Below are 15,440 nucleotides of genomic sequence, written 5' to 3'. Positions count from 1 at the left end.
CTATTTATTTTTCATCAATCGCTTGGAAGAATTTTTGTCTCTATCATTAGATATAGGTGATTTTATCTAAAGTTAGTAACTAAATTCAATTAGAAAATTATTTTCTTTTATTAAGTTTATATAACAATTATTCTGTGCTTTCGGTTTACTCAATAAAATTGATACTAAGAAGCACCTCTTTTCTAGCATTTGCTACTGTAACTCACCCACCCAAAACCTGCTATATCTATAGATACAGTTTTATTAAATTTACTTTTACCTAACAAATTTTTTTTGATAAAATATTAAATAAATAATAAATTTTATTTAAGAATATATAAGAAAATATTTATTTATATTTTTAAATACGACTTTTGGACAACTAACCTATTACCTAAGAAAGTGCCAGCTGACATAAACGATAATTAAGCTGATAAACAAGCCATTTTATAAATGGGTATTTGATTAAGTAAAAGTGAGAAAATCCTATGTTTCAAGGTGTTTTAACTATTTGGGGATGGAATTGGCTACCTTTAGGATTAGCACCAATAACTTTAGCTCAGGAACTACTAACTCCAGAAGAAACATCAGTAGTTTTTTCTGGGCCTAAATTGTTAGTGGCACTGCTAGCTGGGGTTTTGATGGCATTTGCTTTTCAATTGTTATTGACAAACTTTTCAGTTGCTGTCGGAATTTCATCTTGGGAAATTGACTCAGATTCTGATGATAGTTTGGGTAAGACAATTCGTAAAGGTCAAGCTAAAGTTGGTACTTGGGCGTTAATAACTGTTAGCATCGCATTATTTATTGCTTGTTTTTTAGCAGTAAAACTGAGCCTAATCGAAAGCGCATTTTTAGGAGCAATTATTGGTGTAGTCATTTGGTCTACCTATTTTTCACTAGTAATTTGGTTGGGTTCGTCGGCGGTAGGCTCTTTAATTGGTTCTATATCTAATACTGTCACTTCTGGTTTTCAAACTTTGATGGGCACGGCAACTGCTGGCATCGGTACTAATAGTGCAAAAAAACAATTAGTTTCTACTGCTGAAGATATTACAGCCGCAGTCCGACGGGAATTAACTTCAGGTTTTGATTCTGAAGGTATTAAAAATACGCTCCAAAGTTCTTTAAGCTCTCTGGAATTGCCCAAATTTGATATTAAAGAAATTCGGAGTCAATTAGACCAACTTCTAAAGGATACAAATTTGCAATCTGTTGCTAACAGCGACCTTTTACAAAACATTAATCGCCAAACATTTGTTGATTTAATCAGCAGCCGTGGTGATTTATCTAAAGAAGATATCAATAGCATTGCTGATCAATTTGAAGGTGCATGGCAACAAGCTTTAAATCGTCAAAATCCTACAGAACAAGTAATTAATTTACTCAAGTCTGCTACTCCTGAAGAACTTAATTCTGAGCAATTGGGCGAACGGCTTCAACAACTGGTTACAATCGGAGGCGGTAATGGCAATGGTGTAATCAAGCAAGCTATTAAGTATGGTTTGAGTGCAGTTGCACCAGCAGTTCTGGAACGAGTAAACCTTTCTGATATCGATGTGAACAAAATTACAACTCAGTTGCAAAAACTGAAAGAAAAAGTTCAAGATGTCGATGTCGAGCAAATCACAGAACAACTTCAAAAGTTTAAAGAGGAAGCAACTGAGCAAGTATCTGCAAAATTGCCAATATCATTGGAAAACACGATTAAGGCAGATGTAGAAGACTACATATTGCATTCGTTCCCTTGGCACTTTAACCGAATGACCCTAGTAGATGAATTTAAAGAAGTCATCTATGACGTAAATGCAGATCCAACAACTGTGAGACGGGAGTTGGAAGAAATTAATCAAGAATATTTCATCAACTTACTAAAGCAGCGGGGTGATATTAGTGAAGCCAGAGTGAAAGAAATTTCTGAACAAATGGAAAGCGATCGCCTGGAAGTTTTAGAAACTGTTAAACAGGCCCAAACACGAGAAAAAGGGCAAGATTTCCGCAGCCGTATCGAAGATTATCTGCGTTCGACAGGTAAAGACGAACTCAATCCCGAAGGTATTGAACGGGATTTTGGCAAGTTGCTAGACGATCCACAAGCTGGTTTTGAAGATTTAAGTAGCCGCTTTGAGCAATTTGACCGCGATACTTTTGTCCAATTACTCAGTCAGCGTCAAGATATCAGCGAAGAGGAAGCTAATAATATTGTTAGTCAACTCGAACGCAACCGCGATAATCTCTTGAATCGTGCTAGAGAATTGCAAGAACAAGCAAAAGCAAAAGCCGATGAACTGCGTCAAAGAGTTGAAGACTATCTGCGGAATACTAATAAAGATGAACTCAATCCCGAAGCTATCAAACGCGAGTTTAAAGTTTTACTAGACGATCCCCAAGCCGGAATTAGCCTTTTGCGATCGCGCCTATCACAATTTGACCGCGATACCCTAGTACAATTGCTCAGTCAGCGTCAAGATTTGAGCGAAGAACAGGTAAACCAAATTCTCGATCAGCTCGAAGCAGTCAGAGATAGTATTTTACAAGTACCGCAACAAGCAAAGGAACAGTACGAAAAAACTACAAAAGCGATCGCTGAATATCTCCGCAATACCAACTTGGAAGAACTTAATCCAGAAGGTATCAGAGCCGATTTGGAAAAATTACTCGACGATCCTCAAGCTGGAGCCTTAGCACTGCGCGATCGCTTGTCTAATGTTGATCGAGAAACCTTAGTTAAACTCATCAGTCAACGCGGAGACTTGAGCCAAGAGCAGGTTAATCAGATCATTGATCGCGCTCAAGATGCCATTGGTGATATCCTGAGAGCGCCACGACGTTTAGCCAAGCGTACCACTCAACAAGCTTTAGATTTTGAAGCCAATCTCGAAGAATATCTGCGTAATACCAACAAAGAAGAACTCAATCCTGAAGGAATCAAACGCGATTTACAATTGCTGCTGTCTTCCCCTCGTGCTGGAATTGGCAATTTAACTGATCGCGCCGCGAAATTTGACCGTTCGACAATTGTGGCGCTATTATCCCAACGTGAGGATATCTCAGAAGAGGAAGCTAACCGAATTGTGGATCAAATTGATTCTGTTCGCAGCTCGATTGTCGAACAATTCCAGCAGATTCAGCAAAGAGTGCAATCAGTGTTAGATGGAGTTTTTGCGAAAGTTCGCAACTATCTCAACTCCCTGGATCGTTTTGAACTCAACTATGAAGGAATTAAGCAAGACTTTGCGAAAGTGTTCGACGATCCGCAAGCCGGATTTGAAGCATTGCGCGATCGCCTTAGTCAATTTGATCGTGACACCTTAGTTGCTGTATTGAGTTCTCGTAAAGATATTTCCGAGGCGGATGCTAACCGCATAATTAGCCAAATAGAAGCGGCGCGAGATGGCGTATTGCAACGAGCCGAACGCATCCAAAAAGAAACTCAAAAACGCTTGAAAGCGATTCAAGAGCAATCTAAAAAGCAAGCTGAAGAAACCAAGAAAACCGTTGCAAATGCTGCGTGGTGGATATTTGGGACAGCGATTACTTCCCTTTGCGCCAGTGCGATTGCAGGTGCGATCGCTGTGACTGGGATAACTTTACCTGGCTAAAATATCATTATCAGGAATTTAGAGAAATACAAAGTGGTATTCAGTCTTTATAAATGAATGCCACTTTTTTTATTTATAAAAATAAGTACTATCGTCTGTACTACCATGACCTTGTTATTCCGATATTTATGAAAAAAACCTTTTTAAACAAAGATTTCATGTTTCGTTATGGCAAGAGTAATAAAACAGAACGATACGATTAACGGCGGTTCTGGCGACGATAAGATTGACGGCGGTTCTGGTGACGATAGCCTTGTAGGGGGATTTGGCAACGATAGCCTTATTGGTGGATCTGGCAATGATACGATTAGCGGTGATTTTGGTAACGGTGGTATCCTCACTGGTGTTGGTGGAACTGATGTTCTCACTGGAGGATCGGGTAACGATGTTTTCGATTTCAACTTCGTTTTAAAGACTCAACCTGGTTTATTACAGGATGCGATCGCTGATTTTGTTGGAAACGGTATCCTCATAGGGGATCGAATCGATTTATCTACCATTGACGCCAACTCCATTAAAGAGGGCAACCAAGCCTTCACTTTTATCGGCAGTCGCGCATTCTCTACAATCGGTCAAATCCGTTATTCAGGAGGTATTCTCCAAGCTAGTAATGATGGTGATCTGTCTGGCTGAGTTTGAAATTCGGCTTGCAGGAGCGCTACAACTAGTGGAAAGCGACATTATCCTTTAATTTAATATTATCTGCCTTGAAAATAAGACAGAATGCATAATTTTGATAATTGAATAGTTGCAAAGAGAGATAATTTTTTATACATAACTAGATAAATCACCAAATAAATCTCAAAAAGCAAAACCAACCCTATCTGAACAAAGGTTTCAGATTTTGTTTTAGCGAGAGAAATAAAATAAAGTTAATTACTCTTTCTTATAGATAGAAAAAAGTAGGCTTGAAAGTAATACTATAGTGTTGTGATTCTGAATAAAATCAAAACGTTATTCAGGAGGTATTCTTCAAGCTAACATTGATGGGGATCTGTCGGCTGAGTTTGAAATTAAACTGACAAAAGCACCACCACTAGTAGCGCAAGCGATATCATCTTCTAATCTAATAGACCTCTTGCAAAAGCGCTTCACACTCTACTTCTAAGAGCAAGCGCTTAGAAGTAGAGTTCTTATTTATGATTTATGCAAGAAATCTAATATTGAAGAATAATTCAGCGGCAAAGCCAAATATCCTCCAACTGTGAGAAAATGTACTCGGCTTTAACTTGTCAAAAATGATATTGCTATAATCAAGCACAGTTAAATATTAACAAAGCCGCTCATATTAGCTGCACCTAACAGAAGCACATTTAAAAAATAGAAAATTAACAATGCTTGCCAAGGTTTGATCGTGCCGCGTATGCATGAGAAAATCAGTTAATACAATCGCAACAGTTGTGATGATACCACAATAGCCAAATTGTAACGCCAGGGGTGCAGCGATGTCTACGACGGGCTACGCCTACGCACTGATCTAACAAGGGAATAGCACTAAGTTAAAATACAGCTCTGATCCTGGGAGGCTTCACCTCCAGTGACTTTACCATAGGCAGCAGCCCTCTGGAAATACATTTCCAGTCTTAAGACTGGGAACGAATTCAAGTTACACAAATCTTTGGCTTTTCTTAGGGTCATGCGTCTAACAAAGCTTTTAACTTATTGGCAATTATTTGTTATATCTAATTATAAAAACCACTAAACAAATATTAATATGCAAAATTAACCCTATCCGAACAAAAGTTTTCGATTTTATTATGGTGAGAGGATAAAAGAAAGTTAACTATTATTTTTTATCAAAGAAAAATTATGCTGAAGGTAGTACTATAGTGTTGTTATTCTTAATACAGGAATATTTTGTTCAAATCTATATAATTACGTAGGCTAAAGTCTACTTATTCATTAGTACTTTCCAGATGTAATGAATGAAAACATAAGTTATTAGGACATCAAAGGAGTTTTAGTGAAATTTTGATCTAAACATCCTCAAAAACATCCATTACTTCTTAAATATTCTCAAATATTCTCAAATATTCAAACTTAATAATCAAGACCTGTTCCAATCAGGTTTGGTTCAATAATATATTGCTAATTGCAAGCTTTTAACCTTTTTTTGTCGGCATTGCTAAATGAAAGTGTGAAATTCCCAACTTCTATGTTTTAAATTGTTTATTTTATGCTTTGAAAGGAAACCAAATTTATACTCTTAATTCAGTAATGCCGTTTTATAATGGGGAAGTAAAGACGTAATTTTTTTCCTCTAAGTTTAGGAGAAACTCATCAATGGCAACTGCAATATCAATCTCCTCCGGTAGCGGCAGTATTAGTGTCGGATCTAATAGTCAGAGCAGTAGTAACAATAATGGTCAGAGCGATATCATTAACGTTGGTGGTGGCAACAATACCCTTATAGGTGGTAGTGGCAACAGTATCCTTAACGCTGGTAGTGGCAACGATAAACTCTTTGGTAATGCTGGCAACGATATTCTTAATGCTGGTAGTGGCAACGATAACCTCGTTGGTAATGCTGGCAACGATATTCTTAACGGTGGTAGTGGCAACGATAGCCTGAATGGTGGTACTGGCAAAGATATTCTTAATGGAGGATCGGGTAATGATATTCTCATCGGCGGTGATGGGGATGATACCCTGGCTGGCAGTACTGGCAAAGATATTCTCACTGGAGGATCGGGTAATGATATTTTCAAGTACAGCTCAACTTCTGATAGTCCACTTTCGTCACGTGACTTAATCACTGACTTTCGTGGAAACGGTAGTTTGCCAGGCGATCGAATCGATCTATCTACTATCGATGCCAACTCCACTATTGGGGGCAACCAAGCTTTCAGTTTCATTGGCAGTGGTCAATTCTCCGCACCCGGTCAAATCCGTTATTCTGAAGGTATTCTGCAAGGTAACACAGATGGGAATCTGTCAGCTAATTTTGAAATTAGGCTTATAGGAGCACCACAAGTAGTGTCAAGTGACCTCATCCTTTAATTTAATATTCCTGCCTTGAAAATAAGGCAGGAGGCAGAAGGCAGAAGGCACTAGAGAATGAAAATATCTCTTTCCAGCCCTCAGTCCCTAGTCACTATTTTCAAGGCAGATATAATTTGGAAGAAGAACTCTAGTGTAAAGCTAGAGTGTCTCCAACTTTGCACCGGAATTAATATCAATATACTGAATACTGAGCTATAAACGTAGAAAGTCAGAGCCTCAACTTGCGGCAATGGCTTTTTTTCATATTTAAATTCGTATTGCTATCCTAGTATTTCCAGCACTCTAGATGTCTAACACACAATAATCATCCCTATTTTATACAAACGCTTATATGAAGATTTATTTCAATTAGGGCTGTGAAACATAGAGAATTACTCATATTTGATCACACCGCCCAGACATGAGAAGATCAGGTAATATAATCGCAACTGTTGCGATGATGGCACGGAAGGAAAAAAGATGTCGGATAATTTGAGAAGCCAAATTGTAACGCAAGGGGTGCAGCGATCACATCACTCAAGAAGGCTTTTAAGTTATTAGTTAATTACTTGATTATACATTAACGACAGAAACCACTAAACAAATCTCAATAGGCAAAACCGACACTATTTGAAACCTTTGTTCAGACAGGTTCTGTCGAGAGTAATAAAAGAGAGTTTATTATTATTTGTTATAAAAAGAAAAAAGCTCGCTTGAAGGTAGTATTATAACTATTGTGATTATAGATAAAGTAAAAATGTCCTAAAACCTATGCAATTCCGTAGGAGATGATCTGCTTGTTCTCTAGCAGCCTACCACTAGAAACTGTAAAGATATAAAGCACAAAGACATAAAATGACTCTTGGCACAATCAATTTTGATGCCAACATCATTAATACATCCAGTGCTTCTCAAATCTTCAGGTTTAACAGCAAAGACCTGATTAGAACAGGTCTAATTTGTTATACAGCATTTTGCATCTAAATGAAGTACATCCTTACATCCTTTAATCCCACGCCACTTGCTACCCTTCTCCTGACGGAGACGCTGCGCGAACGGGAACGCTAAGAGCGAACAAGTCGGCAGAGCCGCCCAACGCAGTGGCTCCCCTTATAAAGGGGGAAATAAGAAATTTTGTTCCCTCCCCAATACATACGGGAAGGGTTAGGGTGGGGTATTTTTGTACTTCATTAACTTGCAATCTACTGTATCTTCCCACTCGTTATTTCTCCACCTTGTTTTCTCAGCGTTGCTGAATAAAAATGTGAAATTTCAAAATTCAATATTTGAAACAGTTTCCTTTGCTCCTTTGGGGGAAAAGGAAATTCATCCTCTTAATTAGCAATGCTGTTTTCTGATAGGGAAGTGACGAGGTAATTTTTTTATCCTCTAAGTTTAGGAGAAACTTGCTATGTCAACCATTAACGGTACTAATAGTCCTGACAATCTGTCCGGTAGAGATGATTTTTTTAATTTCGGTGATATTATCAACGGATTTGATGGCAACGATAGTATTAACGGCGGAGACACATTCATTGCTAATGATACGATTGACGGCGGAGCAGGCAACGATACGATTGACGGCAGAGCGGGCAACGATATCCTCATTGGCGGTACTGGAACCGATCGCCTCACTGGAGGATTGGGTAACGATGTTTTCAAGTTCAACTCAGTTTCTGAGAGTCAACCTGGTGTTTTACAAGATGTTATAACTGACTTTGCTGGAGTTGGAAACGGCATCTTTGGAGGCGATCAAATCGATCTATCTACCATTGACGCCAATTCCACTATAGCGGGCAACCAAGCCTTCACTTTCATTGGGGCTAGCGCATTCTCTGCACCCGGTCAGGTTCGTTATTCAGGAGGTATTCTCCAAGCTAACACTGATGGTAATCTGTCGGCTGACTTTGAGATTCAGCTTACAGGAGCGCCACAACTAGTGGCAAGCGACATTATCCTTTCTGGTACTTTTAATGATAGCGATGAGGGTATCAGTACCAGCACAGATGGCACAACTAGTGATGGCGGTTTGGGGATTGGCGACGTTAGTACTAGCTCTGGTGAAGACGGCGGTTTTGTTGACATTGGTGCTAACGACAATTTCAACCGTACTATTAAAGGCAGTAGTGGCAACGATACTATTAACGCTGGCGGTACTGGCAACGATACTATTGACGGCCGTAGTGGCAACGATACTATTAAAGGCGGTCGTGGCAACGACATACTCACTGGCGGTACTGGCAAAGATATTCTCATTGGAGGATCGGGTAATGATATTTTCAAGTACAACTCAACTTCTGAGAGTCTACTTTCGTCACGTGACTTAATCGCTGACTTTCTTGGAAACGATAGTTTGCCAGGTGATCAAATCGATCTATCTACTATCGATGCCAACTCCACTCTTGAGGGCAACCAAGCTTTCACTTTCATTGGCAGTGGTCAATTCTCCGCACCCGGTCAAATCCGTTATTCTGAAGGTATTCTGCAAAGTAACACTGATGGAAATCTGTCAGCTAATTTTGAAATTAGGCTTATAGGAGCACCACAATTAGTGTCAAGTGACCTCATCCTTTAATTTAATATTCTTGCCTTATTTTCAAGTCAGGAGGCAGAAAGCAGAAGGCACTAGAGAATGAAAATATTTCTTTCCAGCCCTCAATCCCTAGTCACTATTTTCAAGGCAGATATACAGCAGTTTTCATTTGCATGAGGTACAAAGTTACGGGTTTTAAGGCAGGAGGCAGAAGTCAGGAGGTAGAAACTCTTTATACTTGATGAATCAGCCCTGGTTGTACCTCACTTACCTGCAATTTGCTGTAATTTGGAAGAAAAACTCTGGTGCAAAGTTAGAGTGTCTCCAGCTTTGCACCGAAATCAATATCAATATACTGAGCTATAAACGTAGAAAGTCAGAGCCTCAATTTGCGGCAATGGCTTTTTTTCATATTTAAATTCGTATTGTTATCCCTAGTATTTCCGGCACTCTAGATGTCTAACACACAATAATCATGCCTATTTTATACAAACGCTTAGATGAAGATTTATTTTAATTAAGGCTGACCAAAAGACACGGTGAAACATAGAGAATTACTTATATTCGATCGCATCGCCCAGGCATGAGAAAATCAGGTAATACAATCGCAACAGTTGCGATGATGGCACGGAAGGAAAAAAGATGTCGGAGAATTTAAGAAGCCAAATTGTAACGCAAGGGGTGCAGCGATCGCCTAATCGGGCTATGCTGCGTGCAGTTGGTTTTAAAGATGAAGATTTCAATAAAGCCATTGTGGGCATTGCCAATGGTTACAGCACGATCACTCCCTGTAATATGGGGATAAATCAACTGGCGCAAAGGGCAGAGGTTGGGATTAAAACCGCCGGAGCGATGCCGCAAGTGTTCGGCACAATTACCATTAGCGATGGAATTTCGATGGGAACTGAAGGGATGAAATATTCCCTAGTGTCGCGGGAAGTGATTGCCGATTCCATTGAAACCGCTTGTACTGGACAAAGTATGGATGGTGTGCTGGCCATTGGCGGTTGTGATAAAAATATGCCAGGGGCAATGCTGGCGATCGCCCGGATGAATATCCCTGCTATCTTTGTTTACGGTGGCACAATTAAACCCGGTCACTATAATGGACGCGATTTAACTGTTGTCAGTTCTTTTGAAGCTGTTGGTCAATACAGTGCTGGAAAAATTGACGACAAAGAATTACTAGAAGTTGAGAGTCGCGCTTGTCCTGGTGCAGGTTCCTGCGGTGGTATGTACACAGCTAATACCATGTCTTCAGCATTTGAAGCGCTGGGGATGAGTTTACCCTATTCCTCGACAATGGCGGCAGAAGATGCCGAAAAAGCCGACAGTACGGAAAAATCAGCATTTGTGTTAGTCGAAGCCATCAAGAAACAAATCTTACCCCGCCAAATTATCACTCGCAAATCTATAGAGAATGCCATCTCTGTGATTATGGCAGTCGGTGGTTCGACCAATGCAGTACTGCACTTTTTAGCGATCGCCCACGCCGCTGATGTAGAGTTAACTATAGACGACTTTGAAACTATCCGCGCCCGCGTTCCCGTTTTGTGTGATTTGAAACCAAGTGGTAAATATGTCGCTACAGATTTGCACAAAGCTGGTGGTATTCCGCAAGTAATGAAGATGTTACTTGTGCATGATTTATTACATGGGGATAGTCTTACCATCAGCGGTCAAACCATTGCAGAGATATTAGCAGACATCCCGGAAGAACCATCTGCCAATCAAGATGTGATTCGTCCTTGGAATAACCCGATGTATCCTCAAGGGCATTTAGCGATTCTCAGAGGTAATCTGGCAACGGAAGGGGCTGTCGCCAAAATTACCGGGGTGAAAAAGCCAGTAATTACTGGGCCTGCAAGGGTATTTGAATCGGAAGAAGCTTCTTTAGATGCAATTTTGGCGAGTAAAATTCAAGCAGGTGATATTCTCGTCATCCGCTACGAAGGACCTAAAGGCGGCCCTGGAATGCGAGAAATGTTGGCTCCCACCTCAGCAATTATCGGTGCAGGTTTGGGTGATGCTGTAGGATTAATTACCGACGGACGTTTTTCTGGCGGTACTTACGGCATGGTCGTTGGTCATGTTGCTCCAGAAGCGGCAGTTGGTGGGGCGATCGCGCTTGTTGAAGAAGGCGATAGTATTACTATTGATGCACCCGCTCGTTTATTGGAGTTGAATATATCTGAAGAAGAATTGGCCCGTCGTCGTGCTAACTGGCAACCCCCCGCTCCACGTTACACTAAAGGCGTGTTGGCGAAATATGCCAAATTAGTATCTTCTAGCAGTATTGGTGCTGTGACAGATTTGGACTTGTTTTAATTAACCTGACATGATCTGAATCACCTATACTGACCTGATGGTACAGTGTAGGCTTTCCAATTCATTCAAAGTAATGTTTTTCCTGCACTTTTATCAATGAAGGCAGGAGTTAGGAGGCAGTTCTTGCTGGAGGAAAACTGACTCCTAACTCCTGCTCGTACCGTCAGAACAAGGTGAAACACCGCACCAAATTTTCAATTTGGTGGCTCCTTTTCAGGAGCCAGTGCGGTCTTGGGGTTTCCCCAAATGGAGCATCTGGCGTGAGGGGTTTGAATCCCCTTCTGAAAAAAAACCTTCTGCCTCCAGCAAGAACAGCATAGCTGCCTTCTTCAATTTGACTAAGGTATGCACTTTTTGAGACAAACAGTGCAATTCTAATTAAATATAGAAGTAACAGAAACTGGTTAAATGCTGGCGATCACACTTGTTGTTGTGATGTTTCAAAATAGCGGTTTGTTGGAATGTTTCATAGTAATGATCGCACTTACTCATTTTTATATTTCAAAATAGTGATCGCATCCCGTATTTAACATAGCGATCGCACCATAACAGAATTTGCTAAAGTCTTAATTTCTGTCTTCCGAATGGCTAACCAGTTATCAATATCATCCTGACTTTGGTGTGTTTTTAACAGTACTTGCTCTTTAAGGCTATCAAGCAACAACCCCTTAACAATTTTGTAACTAGTTATGGCTGTGATACTAATACTAATAGACAGAAACACCACAATTGATAACAATAGTAAGTTTTGCGATCGCCATTTCAATGAGTAGTAATTTTTGTTGGTTAGGTAAATGCGATCGCACAATAGGTACAGGGGCAAAAGCAATACGATTCGGTTAAGGAGACGCGATAAATCGCTGTCTCTACAATTATTGGCGCGATGGTTTTTTGCCAAAGCCATAGCGCAATGTATCCATAATCCAAGTTTGGAAGTTATCAATATAGCTAAATATCACTGGCACTACTACCAATGTCAATAGAGTGGAAGTTGTAAAACCGCCCATAATGGCAATTCCCATTGGTTGGCGAATTTCAGAACCCGCGCCGATTCCTAATGCTAAGGGCAGAATCCCGGCGATCGTTGCTAGAGAAGTCATTAAAATTGGGCGCAGACGTGACACACCCGATTCTACGAGTGCCTGACGCTGAGTTTTACCTGACTGGATGTTGATGATTGTATAGTCAACTAACAGAATCGAGTTTTTGGTAACAATCCCCAATAGCAACACGATACCAATCAGGGCATATATTCCTAAGGCTTTTTGAGCAACCATCAACGCTACTAATGCGCCGCCTAAACAAAAGGGTAATGCTGCCATAATCGATAGTGGATGGAGGAAGTTGTTATATAGCAGCACCAGAATTGCATAGATGCACATTAATGCCAGCCCCAACGCACCGCCAAAGCGCCCGAAAATGTCTTGCATAATTTTGGCACTACCTGATGGTTGCTGTACTACTCCTGGCGGTAAGTTTTGCATCACAGGTAGTTTATTGATTGTCTGGACTGCCTCTCCTAAAGAAATCCCTTGTAAGTTGGCTTCTACAGCTACTTGACGGGCGCGATCGTAACGGTTGATAGTAGCAGGGCCGCTACCAAAGCGGATATCTGCCACTGCTACCAGGGAAACTAATCTACCATTTTGACTGGGGACTTGCAGATTTGTGATTGTGTTGATATCAGCCCGCGCTTGCGGATCGATTTGGACGCGAATCGGGATTTGGCGATCGCTTAAATTAAATTTCGCTAAGTTCGCCTCATTATCGCCGATGGTGGCAAGGGAAGCAGTCCGAGCGATCGCTTGCACTGTCACTCCTAAATCTGCTGCCCGTTGCAGGTTCGGGATTATCAAAATCTCTGGTTTTACCAAACTTGCAGTAGAAGCTACTTCTACCAATCCAGCTATGGATCGCATCTGCTTTTCTAAGGCATCAGCAGCTTGATTCAATGCTTCGGGATTTTCACTTCTGAGGACAATTGATAAAGCTTTACGACTATCACCCGGTGACTGACTTTGAAAACTAATTCTCGCTCCTGGTATTTGTTCAAAGTTAGGACGCACTTGTTCCTCAAACTGTTTTTGAGAAATATTTCGTTCCTTTCTGGGTTTAAGATTAATCGCAAGACTGGCAGAATTGATTTCTTCGGTTGCTAGTACACGTTCAACTACTGGGTTTTGCCGGATGATATCAGTTGTTTGTGTGACTACCTTGTTAACATCTGACAAAGTGGAACCAGGAGGTAATTCTATAGATACGTTAGAAATTCCGAAATCACCATCATCAACGAAACCCTTGGGAATTAGAGGAACTAGCATCAGACTGGCAATAAAAAAAGCGAAAGCGATCGCCATTGTTGTCAATCTATGGCGTAACGCCCACTGTAAAAGCGATCTATAAGGTTGAAAGCCAGGACGCTTTTCAATTCTAAGTTTTTTGTTTCCCCAGTTCCTACCTGGAAGTGTAAATTTAAAGTTAAAGAATTTTATTACTCCCCCTGCCCCCCCTGCCCCTCTACTCTCCTCCTTTAAAAGATACGCCCCCATCATCGGCGTAACCATCCGCGCTACAAGAGTTGAGAAAATCGTGGAAACGGCAACGGTAACGCCAAATGGTTGAAAAAATTGCCCTGGAATCCCACCCATAAAGGCAACGGGCAGAAATACTGCAATAATCGTTGCTGAACTTGCGATTACCGCTAATCCTACTTCGTCGGAAGAGTCAAAAGCAGCTTCCCAAGCTGACTTGCCCATAGCGATATGGCGTTCCATGTTTTCAATTTCGACAACGGCATCATCGACCAAATTGCCCACCGCCAAGGCTAATGCCAACAAAGTCATGTTGTTGAGGGTGTAACCAAGAGCTTGCTGCACTGCGAAGGTGGGAATTATTGATAGTGGTAAGGTGATGGCGGTAATTAATGTTGCTCGCCAGTCCCGCAAAAACACTAAAATAACGATGACCGCCAGCACCGAAGCTTGAATCAATTCATCAATGGTGCTTTGGTAAGATTGGCGGACAATATCGGCTCTAGTAAAAATTAAATCCAGCTTCACATCTGGAGGAAGGGTTTTTTCCAGTTGTTTGACTGCTGCTTTCACTCCTTCTTCCACAGTCACTAGAACGCTGCCAGTACTACGCAAGACTTGAAAAGCTACCACAGGTTGATTATTCAAGCGGGCAGCTTGGCGCACGTCACCAAATTTATCTTCTATAGTTCCCAAGCTAGATAATGGTACGGAACCACTTTGTGGTAAGACGATTTCGTAGGTTTTCAAAATATCAATGCTGGTGGCACTTCCTAAAGTACGGATACTTTGTTCGCTACCACCAACTTCGGCACGTCCGCCAGGTAAGTTAATGTTCAAAGCGCGGATTTGGTCGTTTACCTGAGTGGCGGTGATCGCTAAAGCTTGTAAGCGGTCTGGATTAAGATTAATGCGAATTTCTCGGTCAACACCACCCACGCGCTGAATTTGTGCTACACCACGAACTCCCAACAAGGCACGGCTAATAGTTTGGTCTACGAGATTGCTTAATTCTTCTACAGAACGCCGATCTGATTTAACTGCGTAAGTAATCACTGGGCCGCCAGAAAATTCTAAGCGTTCCACAATTGGATCGTTAATATCTTGGGGTAAATCTTGGCGAATTTGAGCGATCGCATTGCGGACATCATTAGTGGCGCGATCGCTATCTGTACCCAAAACAAAATTGATTGTTGTCTGAGAACTCCCATCGCTGACGGTGGAAATCATGTAATCGATATTGCCCAACCCTGCAACGGCATCTTCAATTTTTTTCGTCACTTGGGATTCTAGTTCTGCTGGACCTGCACCTGGTTGGGTGACTTTGATCGAAACTGTTGGCACATCAATATTTGGGTTAGTATCAATCCCCAAGGATATGAAGGAGAACCAACCCATTACTGTCAAAATTAAAAATAAAACTATCGTCGGAACAGGTTTTTTAATCGACCAGGCTGAGATATTAAAAGACATCGGGAAATTTTA

At 41.0% G+C, this 15,440-nt stretch carries 7 protein-coding genes; 5 read left to right on the top strand and 2 right to left on the bottom strand.

What is annotated here, in order from left to right:
* Positions 1-467: 467 nt before the first annotated feature.
* The 5 genes from V7K56_RS10300 (at position 468) to ilvD (ending at position 11,424) form a co-directional block, all read left to right on the top strand.
* Positions 468-3,581 carry an MFS transporter gene (locus V7K56_RS10300; protein ID WP_334910103.1) on the top strand — a complete coding sequence of 1,038 codons (3,114 nt, stop codon included), beginning with the start codon at positions 468-470 and terminating at the stop codon, positions 3,579-3,581.
* A 168-nt stretch (positions 3,582-3,749) separates the two neighbouring features.
* Positions 3,750-4,214: a calcium-binding protein gene (locus tag V7K56_RS10295; RefSeq protein WP_334910101.1), complete on the top strand. Its 465-nt coding sequence runs from the start codon at positions 3,750-3,752 to the stop codon at positions 4,212-4,214.
* Between the two features lie 1,650 nt (positions 4,215-5,864).
* Positions 5,865-6,581, top strand: a complete 717-nt coding sequence (locus V7K56_RS10290) for a calcium-binding protein (RefSeq protein ID WP_334910099.1) — start codon at positions 5,865-5,867, stop codon at positions 6,579-6,581.
* Between the two features lie 1,393 nt (positions 6,582-7,974).
* Entirely contained in the window at positions 7,975-9,138 is a 1,164-nt protein-coding gene (locus V7K56_RS10285; protein ID WP_334910097.1) for a calcium-binding protein, read from the top strand.
* A gap of 600 nt (positions 9,139-9,738) precedes the next feature.
* On the top strand, positions 9,739-11,424 hold the full coding sequence (gene ilvD / locus V7K56_RS10280) for a dihydroxy-acid dehydratase (protein ID WP_334910095.1): 1,686 nt from the start codon (positions 9,739-9,741) through the stop codon (positions 11,422-11,424).
* A gap of 526 nt (positions 11,425-11,950) precedes the next feature.
* Here the strand turns inward: ilvD and V7K56_RS10275 are convergent.
* Positions 11,951-12,328: a hypothetical protein gene (locus tag V7K56_RS10275; RefSeq protein ID WP_334910093.1), complete on the bottom strand. Its 378-nt coding sequence runs from the start codon at positions 12,326-12,328 to the stop codon at positions 11,951-11,953.
* Positions 12,297-15,428 (bottom strand): efflux RND transporter permease subunit, encoded by a 3,132-nt coding sequence (locus V7K56_RS10270; protein ID WP_334910091.1) that lies wholly within the window; start codon positions 15,426-15,428, stop codon positions 12,297-12,299. The genes V7K56_RS10275 and V7K56_RS10270 overlap by 32 nt, the downstream gene beginning before the upstream one ends.
* Positions 15,429-15,440 lie beyond the last annotated feature (12 nt).

This window comes from Nostoc sp. (assembly GCF_036917535.1).
In the GTDB taxonomy this organism is placed as follows: domain Bacteria; phylum Cyanobacteriota; class Cyanobacteriia; order Cyanobacteriales; family Nostocaceae; genus Nostoc.
This window is presented reverse-complemented; position numbering and strand designations above follow the sequence as displayed.

Excerpts from the sequence above, each read along its gene's own strand:
- V7K56_RS10300 (WP_334910103.1), top strand. The coding sequence starts at position 468 with ATGTTTCAAGGTGTTTTAACTATTTGGGGATGGAATTGGCTACCTTTA.
- V7K56_RS10295 (WP_334910101.1), top strand. The coding sequence starts at position 3,750 with ATGGCAAGAGTAATAAAACAGAACGATACGATTAACGGCGGTTCTGGC.
- V7K56_RS10290 (WP_334910099.1), top strand. The coding sequence starts at position 5,865 with ATGGCAACTGCAATATCAATCTCCTCCGGTAGCGGCAGTATTAGTGTC.
- V7K56_RS10285 (WP_334910097.1), top strand. The coding sequence starts at position 7,975 with ATGTCAACCATTAACGGTACTAATAGTCCTGACAATCTGTCCGGTAGA.
- ilvD (WP_334910095.1), top strand. The coding sequence starts at position 9,739 with ATGTCGGAGAATTTAAGAAGCCAAATTGTAACGCAAGGGGTGCAGCGA.
- V7K56_RS10275 (WP_334910093.1), bottom strand. The coding sequence starts at position 12,328 with ATGGCTTTGGCAAAAAACCATCGCGCCAATAATTGTAGAGACAGCGAT.
- V7K56_RS10270 (WP_334910091.1), bottom strand. The coding sequence starts at position 15,428 with ATGTCTTTTAATATCTCAGCCTGGTCGATTAAAAAACCTGTTCCGACG.